Annotated in this window: 9 protein-coding genes; 1 reads left to right on the forward strand and 8 read right to left on the reverse strand. The window is 44.8% G+C overall.

Translation table 11 applies throughout. The annotated features are described in order from the left end of the window. Positions 1-720: 720 nt before the first annotated feature. The 8 genes from AB5443_RS15795 to folP form a co-directional block, all read right to left on the reverse strand. On the reverse strand, positions 721-1,866 hold the full coding sequence (locus AB5443_RS15795) for an ATP-binding protein (RefSeq protein WP_277132146.1): 1,146 nt from the start codon (positions 1,864-1,866) through the stop codon (positions 721-723). A 134-nt stretch (positions 1,867-2,000) separates the two neighbouring features. After that, on the reverse strand, positions 2,001-2,867 hold the full coding sequence (locus AB5443_RS15800; RefSeq protein ID WP_283139971.1) for a TonB family protein: 867 nt from the start codon (positions 2,865-2,867) through the stop codon (positions 2,001-2,003). 102 nt (positions 2,868-2,969) lie between these two features. Further along, positions 2,970-4,916 (reverse strand): glycoside hydrolase family 97 protein, encoded by a 1,947-nt coding sequence (locus tag AB5443_RS15805; RefSeq protein WP_277132150.1) that lies wholly within the window; start codon positions 4,914-4,916, stop codon positions 2,970-2,972. A gap of 18 nt (positions 4,917-4,934) precedes the next feature. After that, positions 4,935-7,436 carry an alpha-L-arabinofuranosidase C-terminal domain-containing protein gene (locus tag AB5443_RS15810; RefSeq protein WP_277132152.1) on the reverse strand — a complete coding sequence of 834 codons (2,502 nt, stop codon included), beginning with the start codon at positions 7,434-7,436 and terminating at the stop codon, positions 4,935-4,937. 165 nt (positions 7,437-7,601) lie between these two features. Continuing rightward, positions 7,602-8,570 (reverse strand): glycoside hydrolase family 43 protein, encoded by a 969-nt coding sequence (locus AB5443_RS15815; RefSeq protein WP_195662958.1) that lies wholly within the window; start codon positions 8,568-8,570, stop codon positions 7,602-7,604. A 28-nt stretch (positions 8,571-8,598) separates the two neighbouring features. After that, entirely contained in the window at positions 8,599-10,935 is a 2,337-nt protein-coding gene (locus AB5443_RS15820) for a beta-galactosidase (protein ID WP_277132154.1), read from the reverse strand. Positions 10,936-11,134: 199 nt separating this feature from the next. After that, positions 11,135-11,899 carry a diadenylate cyclase CdaA gene (gene cdaA, locus AB5443_RS15825; protein ID WP_022137403.1) on the reverse strand — a complete coding sequence of 255 codons (765 nt, stop codon included), beginning with the start codon at positions 11,897-11,899 and terminating at the stop codon, positions 11,135-11,137. Positions 11,900-11,910: 11 nt separating this feature from the next. Further along, positions 11,911-12,777, reverse strand: coding sequence for a dihydropteroate synthase (folP, locus tag AB5443_RS15830; protein WP_022137402.1), 867 nt, complete (start codon positions 12,775-12,777; stop codon positions 11,911-11,913). A 116-nt stretch (positions 12,778-12,893) separates the two neighbouring features. Here folP and AB5443_RS15835 point away from each other — a divergent pair, with 116 nt between their 5' ends. After that, entirely contained in the window at positions 12,894-14,909 is a 2,016-nt protein-coding gene (locus tag AB5443_RS15835; protein WP_277132159.1) for an ATP-binding protein, read from the forward strand. Positions 14,910-14,961: the final 52 nt, after the last annotated feature.

Genomic DNA, 14,961 nt, shown 5'->3' on the forward strand with positions numbered 1-14,961 from the left:
CAATAAACAGGGAGTAATGAAGCAGAGGGATTTTGATTCATTACTCCCCGTTATTTGAATCATTACTCCCCGAGGCATTCGCTATTTCCGGAAATCTCCTCAAACACCTATTTTTCAATTTTATAAATACAGCCTTCACCTTTCACAATACCCTGTTCATCGGCATTAGCGGGTGAAGGCTGTACTTTCACCCGTCTTTCACCCATCGGTTTCCTAATCCTACATGGCACTTCTCTATCTATGCTTCTGAAGACATACCTGACCTGCTTCCCATTCATTACTAACTAACTTCTCTTTCATTAATAATAAACTTACTTTTGATTATAGGTAAACTTCCTATTACCAGTATGTAAACTTACTTTTCATTAAATGCAATCTATAATTGCAAGTTGCGTTTATAAAAACAGAACTTGCAATTATAAAAATGAAACTTGCAATTATATAATCAAAGCTTGCATTTATAGTTTACTTACCATGCAAAGAAAGTTTGGTTCCTATACAAAGGAAGTTTATCCCTTATAGAAAAGAAGTTTTCCTATAATAGTCTGGAAGCTATCTATTAACACTTCTTCTGCCAACTATAGATGGAGGATTTAGCAGACTAGACAATCTGTGAAAGCCAGGGTAGAAAGATGAAAGGGAGGTGAAAGCCAGTCCTTCACCCGCTAATGCCGATGAATAGGGCATTGTGAAAGGTGAAGGGTCTTTTCTTGAATATGATTATTTTAGTATACCGGCGTAAGGTAATGTTTGCAACCACAATTCCATAAAACGGTCGTATACACAATATCTCTCTTCCGCCTTAAACACATATTCTTTATTAATCAGAAATTTAAGAGCTGCATTAATACTACTCGAACCTTTCAATCCATACTTTTTAATAAATATGGAACTATTAATAGCTGTCACGAACTGCTCCCGGGCGATAGCGCGCAACAAAGTAGACTGATTTTCGGTCAACATACCATATAAACGTTGGTATTCATCCACTTCGGAACGAACTATTTCCGTCAAACATTTCTCAAATATAGTTTCATTCAAGACGGCCTCCCTTTGTTCATAAAGTCGGTTCAGCACATACTGTACATACCATGTATGCCCATTAAAACGTTGATAAATCATCTGAAAAAGTTCATCACTCAATTCTTTTCCTCCGGCTTTCATCCAACGTATGGCAAAAAGAGAATAATGCTCTAAAGGGATGGATGTCAGATTCATCTTTTCCGTACTACGGTAAAAAGGACGTTTCGCTGAACCAAACATTTCTGCCATAAGATGTTGTTTACTTCCTGAAAAAATAAAATGTACATGAGGTAAAAATTGAATGTAAGAACGTAACAGACCTTCTACCCCTTTTTCCGGATATTCAGTGATCTGCTGAAACTCATCAATAGCGATATAACATTCCTTTCCCGAATGTTCCAAGTAATCAAAAATCTCTTTTAATGTTGCTTGCGCCTGGGAAGGTTGAAAATCAAGAGTTGCTTGTGGCACTCCCGTTAAGACATCCGGGGAAAACACTAAACGACAACTTTTAAAAAAGCCGCTGATTGCCGCCAACGTCTTCTGCGATAAATTATCTAATTTACCAATCACAGTCTGCCCGAACTGAATGATAAAATCATCCAAGCAAGTTGTAGAAAAAATATCCATGTAAAAACAGGCTGCTTCCGGGTAATCCTGCCGAATCTGATGGAAAGCGTTCTGTATTAATCCGGTCTTACCCATACGGCGAGGACTCATTAAGGTCACATTTCTTCCATTCCGTAAAGCGGAAATCAGGCGTTCTGTTTCTTCTATCCGATCACAGAAATATTTAGGTCCAGCATAGGCATAAATCAAAAAAGGATTATTTACGTCATTCATATTCAATCAATTATTTATAGCGTAATTTGTGTAGCACTTTTTATGCTACACAAATTACGCTATAAATATTGATTCTACCAAACTTTTGCCGAACAATCATTTCTATAAGATTCCGCAACGATTCAAAATAATTATCAGTCAGCCATCATCTTCATGTCAGGCGACGGAATACGGAACCAATATTCCACCCATCGTCTTTCTTTATCGGGAATTGAGAACGATAACTTAATCAAATTGTCGTGGAGACGTTCAACACTAATTTTATTTTCTGTTCCTTCGATGAAAACAGAATCAGACGATTTACCCAATATCTCAACATAAACGCTGTCTGAAGGCAAACGGTACTCTCCTTGCGAAAAAATAATAGCATTCGATTTGGCATCTCTACCGCGAGTCATGATGTTCATAAATGTCTTATCGGCTGAGATAATTTTCAATATAGGCAGCAGAGCTATTTTATAATCATTCGCTCCGGGTTGCACCAAACAGCTTTGCCATACCCCTTCTAATGTCCTATCAGTAATTTCTTGTCCGACAGGCACGGTAAGTTCGGGAATATTCATCCTCGCTGCATCATTGCCTTGCCCTTTCGACAGGTTGAACATAATAGGAATTGTGAAACGTACTTTTACGGCTTTACCATCTGCCATACCTGCCGACCATCGCGGCATTGCTTTTACTACGCGCAAAGCTTCTTCGTCCAACAGAGGATCCACACCACGCACAACTTTCTCCTGTCCCAGTGTCCCATCTTCCATTACGACAAACTGTACGATTACACGTCCTGAAACACTCCGTTTCTGAGCATCAGCAGGATATTTGACGTTGGTTGACAAGTATTTCATCATAGCCTGCATTCCGCCCGGGAACTCCGGCATCTTATCAGGAACTAAAAAAATGCCGTTACTATCGACCCGGGGAGCGGATTCTTTCTGATGTTGGGCTGACAAGGGTAAATACAGAAACAGTGCAATAAGAAGACTTAATAATTTTGTGTTCATGGCTATTATCTTTTTATGGTTAAACAATATAACGAAGATAACAATTTCAAGCCAAAAGACAAACAAAAGTATTGTTTATTTTCTTCTTATTGCAACAATTATTTACTTGTTTATCAATACAGCACCACCTTGGGGAAAAATTTCCAACTGCACCTTACCGTTCTCTTTCACCTTCAAAGGAACAAGCTGCGGTTCTCCCTTTTTGTCATCCTTATACTGGGATACCGTTTTTCCGGCAAACATGTCCAAATCCAGTCTCAATTTCAAAGGCTCTTTCCCTGCATTTACGGCAGCCAGATACCAGGTGTCACCGTGACGGCGAGCCAGGACTACATATTTGCCGGGATAGCCGTCGATGAAACGTGTTTCATCCCATGTGGTGGGAACTGCTTTCATAAAATCCATGCAGACAGAAGAAACGTCATTCAGGTTATTCGGAGCAAGGGCGAAGTTCTGAACAGGATTTTGGAACAATACGGTGGTAGCCAACTGGAATATATCAGTAGTGCGGCGGGTCGTACCGCCGTCGTTATTACGGTTCAGACGTTTGTTCAGGAAGCAACCGCCAAATTCCATACTGCCTATCGCATTGCGGATAAACGGATGCAGGCAGGTATTGAAGGCCTCTTCGTCACAGAAGTGCTGGTTGAAAACCATATTCTCGGAAGCCAGCACCGCTTCGCTTCCTACGTAGTTCGGATACATACGCTCCCAACCGCGAGGGATGGTACAGCCGTGGAAGATAACCATCAGTCCGTGGTCGTCTGCATCACTGAGGATCTCTTCATACAGACGCATCGTTTCCTGTTTGTCGCCACCGAAGAAATCGACTTTGATTCCTTTCACCCCAAGGCTTTGCAGCCATTTCATTTCACGCTTGCGGATGATGGCGTCATCCATATGGTTGACAGGCCCTTGTTCTATATCATTCCAATAGCCGGAAGAACTATACCATAAAAACAGTTCTACGCCTTTGCCGCGGGCATATTCTATCAAAGATTTCATCCGGTCACGCCCGATGCGTGTGTCCCACCAGTTATCAATTAATGCATATTCATATCCCATAGAGGCGGCAAAATCTATATAGCGAACCTGGTCTTCATAATTGATACTGTCATCCTGCCAAAGAATCCAACTCCATGTGCCGCGTCCGAAACGATAATCATGCTTCGTTTCGTAGAGGGGAGTTACTACATCCCAGACAACCGTAGTCTCGACTATCGGTTTCAAGTTCTCGCCAACGGTAATAGTACGCCAGGGAGTAGCGCCGGGAAGCGCGAATGCCGGGGAAGTTGTTCCGTTCCCATTGTTTTCTTCCTCCATCGGGAAGGCGACGGTGTACAGGTTTTCTTCACTTACGTCGCTCAAACGCGAACCGCAGTAACGGCTGTCCACACCTGTCTCACTGACTAATACCCAACCATCATCACCTACACGAAACAGGCAAGGGAAAGTGTATCCGTGTCCGTATTGGGAACGTTCGCCCATAGATGCGTCGGCTTTGTATTCTTCTTCATAACTGGGTTTTGTACGTTTCCATCCTATCATGGCGTCGCTTTGCGGACACATGAAGGTGGTAGTTTGCTGCGGGAAGCGGAATCCGGTTTCTTCGGCATTGACAGTCACGCTTCCTTTTCCATCCTGACGGGGCAGGGTATAGCGGAAAGCTACATCGTTGTTGCTGACACGAAAGACTACGTTCATCTTCTGTCCTTTCGAGTTCTCAAAATTGCAAATCAGTTCGTTCGCCTGATAATGGATTTGAGAGGTTTTGATGCGGTTCTGATGATAGATGGTATCAATCGGGCTGACGGCGTGTCCTGTCAGTTTCATTCCTTTGGAAAAGTCACCGATAGTGGTGTTCATGCCTAAAGGAGATTTTTCCAGCATTGTCTTTCCGTTGTAGGTGACGGAATAAGTTGGCTTTTCTGTGGGAGAAGTAAATACTACTAATTGCAGTTTCTCATCCGGGCCTTTCACAACTACGTCCTGTGCCATCAGGGGAGTCAGACAAAAGCTTGCCAATAAGGTGCCTATAATTTTCTTCATATGAACCATTGTTTCCGATTATTTATGTTGTGACGATTTCTCTTTATGTTGTGACGATTTCTCATTTGCCTTTTTTATCCGAATCACCGTAAAAGAATAAGCGGACAACTGGCAGTCGAATTTTTCAGCTACTTCCATTGTATCTTCCACAGGCAACGGAGTATCTGCTGGCTTGCCTGTCAATACGGTTCTTTTGGCCGAAGATTGTACGATGCCTGTTCCGGTGAGGTCTACACTTGTATGAATCTCTACGGGAAGCAGGTTGACTAACTTCACAATCACATCTCCGCTTGCCGAGTCACGAACGATAGAGGAAGCAAAGCGTTTCTGTACTTTATCCTCTTTATTGTCAAGCACAATCCTGGACGGCAGATATTCATTTCCAGCATTCTGCCCGTAGAGTTTCTGCACGTAGTATCCGGTGGTAGGTTTCACTTCCCGGTTATTGAAATAGATTAAATCGGGACTCCATTGGGTATGTTTCTCTTTTGCCAATAGCGGGGCGTAGGAAGTCATGTGTACCACGTCGCCGTTACGTTCCAAAGCAGTCAGATAGAGTGCTTCTGTCAATGCGGTTTCGATGTTTGCCTTTCGTCCGGGGATATGAGTGGCATATTCACCCAGGTAAACTTTCGTCTTTTTGTTGCGGTCGTACTTGTCGTAGAAGTCCTGATTGTGCAGGAACCATCCCGGCGACTGGTAGTAATGTTCGTCTACCATCGGGACACCTAATTTATCCGCCAATTTCCAACCTTCCACATAATCTGTGCCTTCATTGAATGGGCCTACTGTACCTATGACTGTTATTTCGGGATGTTTCTCCTTGATGGCATTGAATATCATCGTAAATCGTTCCTCGAAAATATCGGTGATAAGGTCTTCATTACCGATTCCGAGATATTTCAGATTGAAAGGTTTCGGATGTCCGGCTTCGGCACGTACTTTTCCCCATTTTGTCTTTTTGGCGTCACCGTTCGCCCATTCTATCAGGTCAAGAATATCCTGAATATAAGCACCCATCTCGTTCATCGGGATACCGCCTTGCTGACCGCCTCTCAAATCACCGTGGCAGGCAGAGTTCTGACAAGGTACACCGGCTGCAAGTACCGGAAGCGGTTCAGCACCAATATCTTCGCAGAACTGGAAATATTCGTAATACCCCAGTCCCATACTTTGATGATAGCCCCAAAGGTTACGTTGCGCCTTGCGTGCTTCGAGAGGGCCGACGGTGTTTTTCCATTGATAAATGTTTTTAAGTCCGTCGCCATGAGCTACACAACCACCGGGAAAACGGATGAAGCGGGGATGAATATCCGCCAATACTTGCGCCAGGTCTTTGCGAAGCCCGTTCTTACGTCCTTTGAACGTGTTTTGCGGGAATAAGGAAATCATATCCAGGTGCAATTCGCCTGCCGATTGAGGGATAATTTCAAGATGGGTATCGGCAGTGTTTTTGGCAGTTATCACAGCTTTATAGGTTTTCCATTGGCGGGAAGATATATTCAGGGATGTTTCTCCGCAGATGTTTCCTTCATCGTCTACCAGGCGAATCTGTAGTTTATTGGATGTACCTTGCGGCACACGGGCAAAGACAGAGAAGTCATATTTCTCTCCGCTGTTTAATGCGATTTCATCAAAGCCGGTGTTTGCCAATGCCGCACCGGGGCGTTCTATTGCCAACACGGCATAATGCGGGTTATTCCGGTGTATAGGAACGACCGTATCAATCGTGAAAGTTGCTTTATCCCCTTTCAATGTCCAGGAGTGCATACTGTTCCAGCTTTTATCTCCTTCCCGGTCGGAAGGAGTGTATTCGAAGTCACGGTTCTGAATCAGTTCGGCATAGAGTCCGCCATCCGCCGAATAATTAATATCTTCAAAGAAAGCCCCCAATAGCAGGTCGCTAATAGCTTTTGCACGCTCCAGCTGTACGGTAACTGTGGCCTTTACGGGTTTTAATCCGGCGAAACGTTCGCCATCCTGAACGGGACGTTCCGCATGAAGGGTATTCCGGTATTGATTCCATTCATAGTTCTTATTCAATCCGTCCACCAGTGTCCATGCCACTCGGTTGACAGTTCCTTTTTGTTCTTCGCCGGCAATGGTCGCTTTCACTCGCGTTCCGTCGAAGTCGGGGGTGGTGCGGGGATATTGTTGGCTAGTCCAGTAAATCAGGTCTTTTGATGTGGCTTGTCCGTATCCGTCGTGATTGTTCAGCTTCCAGGTGCAAAGCCATTCGCCGTCGGGCGATTGCTTCAAATTAGGGTCGAGCATCTTTTTCTGTGAACCCCAACGGCTATAATCGCAACGGAGATAGCCGTAATTGCGACCGACTTCAAACCAATTTTCCTTATCCATGCTCCAAGCAAAACGAAGTCCACTGCGTCCGTCGTCACCGGAAGTAGCATACGAAAAAAGGTAGACTGAATCAGGGATACTCGTCGTTTCTCTGATGGCAGCTAAAGTGACCTGTGGAAACGACAAAAACAAGACAACTGACAGTAGGAATAATTTTCTCATGGTATACGCGTCATTAAGATTATCAATCGCAAAGATAAGATTTTCATCATTCTAACAAACCATTTTTAAGTGTAAAATTACCAATTATTATTCAAAAGCGTATGAGAAACAAGCGAACAATATTAATTTGTACACCTTTACAGTATTATGTATGATTTTCCAGTATCAGAACTGCGGTGTGCCGTAGGCTTTGTACAGGCGTTTCAGTTCTTTTCCGGTGATAGGTATCACGGTGCCGTGACGGGGATGGAAATCCATGCTGACGGCATGGTCTATCACTTTGAAGTTTTCGAGGTCGGTACTTTCCGTAAACTGGTATTTGCCTTTCATATATACATCGTACATCAGAATATATTTGTCCGAACCTATCAGCGGGAAGATGCCTGCACCTTCCACAGCTTCTTTCGTCTGCTGTTTATAATCATCCGATTCCGTCCATTGTCCGGAAGTCAGAGAGGCGGTAGTCGCTTTTTTGATTCCATTGCCATCCCCTTCCGTCTTATAAAACAGATGATAAAGCCGGTCTTTGTAGATAATGTCGCCGTCGATACATGATTTTCCGTTCTTCGGCAGAAACAAGGGTTTCGGTTCGCCTTCGAGGTCGGTAAAGTCCTTATTGGCGTATGCATAATAAATAATATCTGCGCCGTTGCCATGTTTCATTGACCAATATACCATATATTTTCCGGCTTCCTTATCATAGACGGTTTGTGGAGCCCAAACACGCTTCAAGTTTTCCTGAGCAGGATATTTCTTTTGAATATTTATAATATTGGAAGTCCAGTGCACCAAGTCTTTCGATTTCAACAGCACCATGGCACGATTGGAATCCCATCCGTTCCCGGATACCATGTCGGTAACGACCATATAGAATGTCTTGCCATCCTCACAACGCAGGATATGGGGGTCGCGTACTCCGCCCGTAGAGCTTATCACACGGGAATCGAGTATCGGCCGGTTGCCATTCAGCGCTTTATAATTATATCCGTCAAGGCTGACGCCCATCCGAATGGCTTCTTCACTCATCTTATTTCCGGTGAAGTAAACAAACAGGTAGGCGGATTGCTGGCAATAGCCAGTCAGCACTCCTATAAGAAGGAGTGCCAAAAGGGTGGTATATTTCTTCATACTCATGTAATATTCAATGCTTAGTCTATGATGATTAGTATTTGAAGTCCGCAGGTTTCACATACACACGATATTCCTTAATCATGCCCGGATAATTCTTTTCGGCACGGGGGAGATAACGGAAGCCTGTCACCGTTTCCACTTTGCTCAAGTCAATCACCAGTTGGTGGGGATAAGCCACATTATCCACCGTCATCCAGAAAGTAGACTCCTGCAAGTCGAATACCTTATCGGCTGTACGGTTGCCGCTACGTGTCTCTTCGCTGTCAGCGTAACGAATCTTCCAATGTTCACGGGATACAGGCTTGCCGTCCGCGCCCAGAACATCCAGTTCAGCAATGGCGGCAATGTTATCATTCGCTTGTGGAGACAATGCTTCGAGACAGAAGAAACGTCCTTTCACCGGAGCGGTGAAGCGTACTTCCTGCCATCCGTTGCCCGGAGTAAATACTCCTTCGTGCGCAACTTTCTCGCCAGACAAGTTCAGTTTCTCACCCTCTTTGCGGTGTGTTTCCGGTGCTTTTTCGCGAAGTACGTCGAGGATAGGCTTCTTCAAGCCTTTGATAGAGGCTTTTGCAGGACCTTTCAGGTCTAAGACCAATATCTCGTTTTCCCCTTCTTTCAGCCAACAGCCCGGCATGAAGAGTGTTTGCTGTGGACCGATTTCCCAAAAGCGCCCCATTGCATGACCGTTCACCCAAACCATGCCTTTGCCCCATGTGCTCATATCGAGGAAGGTATCTCCGACTTTATCCAGTTTAAAGGTAGCCTTATAATAAGCAGGCATAGTAGGCAGTGCCTTAGTATCCTGATAGTTCTTGTCTTTAATAAAAGAGTAATCTACCGGGAAGTTATATACTGTCCAGTTTTTCAGTTCTTTAGTCCGGCCGCCCGAAATCAGTTCCACCTTTTCTGTAATGCCTTTACGGTCATGGATGGATTTGTCAAAGTTGACACGTCCCATCGCTTCAACAAGAATATCCAGTTGCGTACCTTTCTTCAGTACGGGAAGCGGGGTTGTAAACTCTCCTTTGCGACGGTCTAAACGAGCCAGGAGCTTGCCGTCGGCATATATCTGTGCCCAGTCGTGCACTTCTGTAATCTTCAAGGTTGTGCCTGCGGCAGTAGTTTCAGGCAGAGTTGTGCGATACAAGATTGTTCCCCAGCCTTGGTCGAACTGCTCCATCGGTTGAATATCCACCGAGTGTTTCGCTTCCGGCAGGTTAGAGAAAAGTGGAGCCACTTTCGTAAAGTGAAATTCGGGAATCTCTATTACAGGCAATGCAGCGGGAGCTTCCGGCAATGTTTCACCAGCCGGGAGATAGTTTTTCAGCAAGTCACGCAATAGGAAGTATTTCTCTGTCGTCCAACCGGGTTCGCTGATTGGCGCATCATAATCATAAGAACTGCACATGGCAGAATAAGCCGGATTGTTGGCACCGCCCCAATGACCGAAGGTTGTTCCACCGTGAGTCATATAGAGACTGAAAGAGATATTGCGGTCGAGCATATCCTTGATACCTTGTACCATATCCTTGGCAGGACGCGTTTCATGTTTGCGTCCCCAGTGGTCGAACCAGCCGCTCCAAAATTCACTGCACATCAGGGGAGTTTCGGGGCGAAGCTCCTTGAGTTTCTTGAATTGCTGGTCGATATTGGCTCCTGTCCCGAAGTTCACTGTCCAAATCAGGTCGTCAAGCGCATTGTTGGTAAAGTTACTGCTCCAGTCGCATTGGAACAAGGGCACATCGGTGAAACCCGATTCGCGGACTAAATCACGCACGGCAGATACGTAGGGCTTGTCTGTCCCATAAGAACCATATTCATTTTCCACCTGTACCATGATGATATTACCGCCTTTATTTACTTGCAGCGGAGCCAGTTGCTTGCCGACTTCTTTCATAAAGATGCCTACACGTTCCATATAATAAGGGTCGAGCGTGCGCAATGCCACGTCTTTTTTCTTCAGCAGCCACCAGGGAAGTCCGCCCATCTCCCACTCCGCACATACATACGGGCCGGGACGGACAATGACATACATGCCATGTTTCTGTGCGGTACGACAGAAAGCGGCAATATCATTCTGACCGGAGAAGTCGAATTTGCCTTCTTCCTGTTCGTGGATATTCCAAAAGATATAGATACAAATCGTATTCATCCCCAACGCCTTGCACATTTCGATACGATGATCCCAATATGCTTGCGGGATACGGGTGTAATGCAGCTCGGCCGCTTTCACCACAAATGGCTTGCCGTCCAGCAAGAATGTGTTCTTACCGGCCTCGAACTTGCGGGCAGTAGTCTGTGCCTGTGCACCACTAAAGATAATGACTGTAAAAAGTACCAGTAAAGCAATCAATCTGTTTTTCATGGTTTATTCAAAATAGAATTTTAATAGTATACGGCAAAGGTAGGCGATTCACCTAAATGAGAGGGCATAATTATCGTTCAAAAAGGGTTGGAAATAAAGCAAAATAGCTTTTTATAGACAGAAAACGGCAATGGTCAAAAGATGATGGTCATTTTATGACCATCATCTTTTGACCATTGCGTTGTTTTCGTAGCTAAAATCAGTTTTCCTTTGTCAGCAGGCTTTCCAGTTCTTCCGCATTCAAGCGGAGATAGAATTGTCCGCGATAAGCCACGGAGATTCCGCCCGTTTCTTCAGAAACAATGATGGCATGGGCATCCGACTGCTGCGAGATTCCCATAGCTGCACGGTGACGCAATCCTAATTCTTTGGGGATATTCAAGTCATGGGATACAGGAAGGATACATCCTGCCGCTTTGATACGTTTCTTACTGATAACCATCGCGCCGTCATGCAGAGGACTGTTCTTGAAGAATATGTTTTCAATCAGGCGTTGGTTGATTGCCGCGTCGATTACTTCACCTGTACGGATGATTTCGTCCAAGGGGACATTATGTTCAATGACAATCAATGCACCGACCTTTTGCTTTCCCATGCTCAGACATGCCATCACTACCGGCATGATGTCGTCGTGCTTCAGAGCTTCTTTCTTCGAGCCGTTGAAAAGACGGGCTAATGCGCTGACATGGCGATGAGAGCCCAAGGTCAGTAAGAAACGGCGTATCTCATCCTGGAAAAGGACAATCAAGGCTATCACACCCACATTCATCAATGTGTCGAAGATGGAGCCGAGCAGTTTCATTTCCAGTACCTGAGTCACGACGAGCCAAATCAGGATAAAGACAAGGATGCCGGTGAAAACCTTGATGGAACCGGACGCTTTCATCAGTTTGTAGGTATAGTACAACAGCAAAGCTACCAGCAGAATATCAATAAAATCTTTTATGCCAAATTCAAAAAACATGCTATCTTCTTTTATTTGCTATATGAACTTTCTTTTTTTATCTTTTCCGTGATTCGGACGGCTTCTACTGCTTCGCGTACATCATGCACCCGGAGAATATGCGCTCCTTTCATTAACGCAACAGTATCCAGGATAGTTGTCCCATTCAACGAATCTTGCGGAGTGCCGCCCAATAATTTATAAATCATGGATTTCCGGGATACTCCGACGAGGAGCGGGAGCTCGAAAACACTGAATTCTTCGAGGTGTGCCATCAGTTCATAATTATGCTCCAATGTCTTGCCGAAACCAAAGCCAGGGTCAAGGATAATGTCTTTTGCTCCTAAGTCACGGAGTTGCTGCACTTTGCGGGCGAAATACAGAAAGACTTCTTTTATCAGATTGTCGTAATGAGGTTCTTTCTGCATACTTTGCGGTGTTCCCTGCATATGCATCATGATATAGGGCACGCCCAGTCCGGCTACTGTATGGAACATCCGGTCGTCCATCTCACCGGCAGCTATGTCATTGATGATGGCTACTCCGTATTCCTTCACACATTGTTCCGCCACATCGGCGCGGAAAGTGTCTACGGAAACGATAGCGTCCGGGTGGTTACGGTTCAGGATTTCCAGTCCGGTGCGAAGCCTGCGCATTTCTTCTTCGGCAGAGATATGTTCGGCGTTGGGACGGGAAGAATAAGCCCCTATATCAATAATGGAAGCACCTTCGTCAATGATTTGCCGGGCACGGGCTGCAATGTCCTCTTCGGTCTGCATCCGGCTGCCGGAATAAAAAGAATCGGGAGTTACATTCAAAATACCCATCACCTGCGGAGTAGCGAGGTCGAGCAACCGCCCTTTTACATTTATATAAATAGGAGATACAGGTTTCATCATTGATACTATTCCTTTTAGATTGCCTACAAATGTAGATAAAAAAAGCAAGTATTGCACTAAAAATAATAAATAAACGTATATTTGCAATCAATAGAAGAAACCGAAAAATTCATACCATGTGCCGATCACCCCTCATTCGCGTAGGATTTATTTTTTCCCTTTTGTTCTTGACAGCTTCCGCCAAAGCTCAAAAAGAGGCCGAAACATTTAACGTTGATTCTACTCTGTATGAATATTATCAGCGTTGCCAGGAATACTTGTTGGAACCTGTTGTGCTCGGCATGTCTGACACCTTGTTCAATATGGCTGCCGAACAGCATGACATACGCATGCAGGCAGTAGCCATTGCTACCCGATTAGACTATTATTATTTTCAGGGAACGCAGGAAGACAGTGTTATCTTCTACACCGACAAGGTGAAGGAGTTCGCCCGGGCTACCCGCCAACCCAAATATTATTATTTCGCGTGGGCCAACAGGCTCATCACCTATTATCTGAAAACAGGCAGACCCAACCTGGCACTTTACGAAGCACAAAAAATGCTGAAAGAAGCGCAGGACGAGGACGACAAGACAGGGTTGTCCCGTTGCTATAACATCATGTCGCAAATCTACACCGTCAAAAGGCTGGATGGCATGGCCTGCGAATGGCGTCTGAAAGAAATCGAACTGACCGGGAAATATAAGCTCGAGAACTATAATATTTCTCAGACTTATACTCAAATAGCCAATTACTATATCAATCAGGATAAGCCCGAAGAGGCATTGGAAGCGCTGGAAAAATCCATCGAAACCGCCAACTCTCCTATTCAAAAGACTACCGCGAAACTGGAGTTTATCAACTATTATAGCAAATTCGAGAATTTCCCGGCTGCCGGGAATATATTACAGGAATGTAAACAGGAGTTTGAGCAGGACAAGAGACTGGAATCTATCAAGAAAAGGCTCTACAACATGGAATGCCTTTACTACAAGCAGACCAAACAGTATCAGAAAGCCCTGGAAGCCGCCGACAGGCAGGAAATGGAAGAACAACGCCTTAGCGAAAGCGCGCTTAACAGCAGCCACTACCGCACGAAAGGAGAAATATACAGTGACATGGGCAACATGAACCAGGCTGTCAAATACCTGCAAATGTATATCAAGGCCGAAGACTCATTAAAAATAACCAATGAGCAAATGGCCAGCAGCGAGTTCGCCACTTTGCTCAATGTGGAGAAGCTCAATTCCGAAAAGAAGGAGCTTATGCTCCAGGCACAGGAAAAAGAGATACATAATAAAACAACGCTGATTATTTCATTGGTTATCGTACTGGGTATTGTATTCATGTTCCTGTACAGGGAGAACTTCCTGAACCGCAAACTGAAAGTTTCGGAAGCGGAACTGAAGACCAGTAACGAAGAACTAACGGTGTCACGGGAAGAATTACGCAAAGCCCGGGATATAGCTGAAGCGAACAGCCGGATGAAAACGACATTCATCCAAAGTATGTCACACGAAATCCGCACGCCGCTCAATTCTATCATAGGCTTCTCACAAGTGTTGAATGACCATTACAGCAACAGTCCGGAAACCCAGGAGTTTGTCAATATCATCAAGAGTAACAGTAATGACTTGCTTCGCCTGGTCACTGACGTACTTACCCTATCAGAATTGGATCAATATGACGAGCTTCCCGCAAACACTGAAACGGATATAAATACGATCTGTCAACTTGCATATGAAGTAGCCAAAGATAACAGGCAGCAAGGGGTGGAAGTCTTTCTTGAATTGGAAAGGGAGTATCTGTTTATTCTCAGTAATCCCGAACGTGTCTCGCAAGCGCTGAATAATCTGGCGCATAATGCTGCCAAATTCACGACTAACGGCAGTATCCGCATTGCTTATTCTGTATTGGAAGCAGAAAAGAAGTTGGAAATCACTGTAACCGATACCGGAATCGGTATCCCGGAAGAACAGCAGAATGTGGTATTCTCCCGTTTTTACAAAGCGGACTCTTTCACACAGGGAACCGGACTAGGACTTCCCATCAGCCGGGGGATTGTTGAGAAATTGGGCGGCAGTCTGCGGATAGACTCTTCGTACACTGGTGGATGCCGAATAGTACTGACTTTACCTCTGGTTTATGTCTAAGTAAAAAACAGTCCGAACTCCTGCCAAATCCGAAAGAATAGCCTATCTTTGC

Origin of the sequence: Bacteroides sp. RTP21281st1_H5_RTP21281_210402, assembly GCF_040918965.1 — a bacterium.
GTDB classification, from domain to species: Bacteria; Bacteroidota; Bacteroidia; order Bacteroidales; family Bacteroidaceae; genus Bacteroides; species Bacteroides congonensis.

Coding starts and splice junctions, on each gene's coding strand:
- AB5443_RS15795 (WP_277132146.1), bottom strand. CDS start 1,866: ATGAATGACGTAAATAATCCTTTTTTGATTTATGCCTATGCTGGACCT.
- AB5443_RS15800 (WP_283139971.1), bottom strand. CDS start 2,867: ATGAACACAAAATTATTAAGTCTTCTTATTGCACTGTTTCTGTATTTA.
- AB5443_RS15805 (WP_277132150.1), bottom strand. CDS start 4,916: ATGAAGAAAATTATAGGCACCTTATTGGCAAGCTTTTGTCTGACTCCC.
- AB5443_RS15810 (WP_277132152.1), bottom strand. CDS start 7,436: ATGAGAAAATTATTCCTACTGTCAGTTGTCTTGTTTTTGTCGTTTCCA.
- AB5443_RS15815 (WP_195662958.1), bottom strand. CDS start 8,570: ATGAGTATGAAGAAATATACCACCCTTTTGGCACTCCTTCTTATAGGA.
- AB5443_RS15820 (WP_277132154.1), bottom strand. CDS start 10,935: ATGAAAAACAGATTGATTGCTTTACTGGTACTTTTTACAGTCATTATC.
- cdaA (WP_022137403.1), bottom strand. CDS start 11,899: ATGTTTTTTGAATTTGGCATAAAAGATTTTATTGATATTCTGCTGGTA.
- folP (WP_022137402.1), bottom strand. CDS start 12,777: ATGATGAAACCTGTATCTCCTATTTATATAAATGTAAAAGGGCGGTTG.
- AB5443_RS15835 (WP_277132159.1), top strand. CDS start 12,894: ATGTGCCGATCACCCCTCATTCGCGTAGGATTTATTTTTTCCCTTTTG.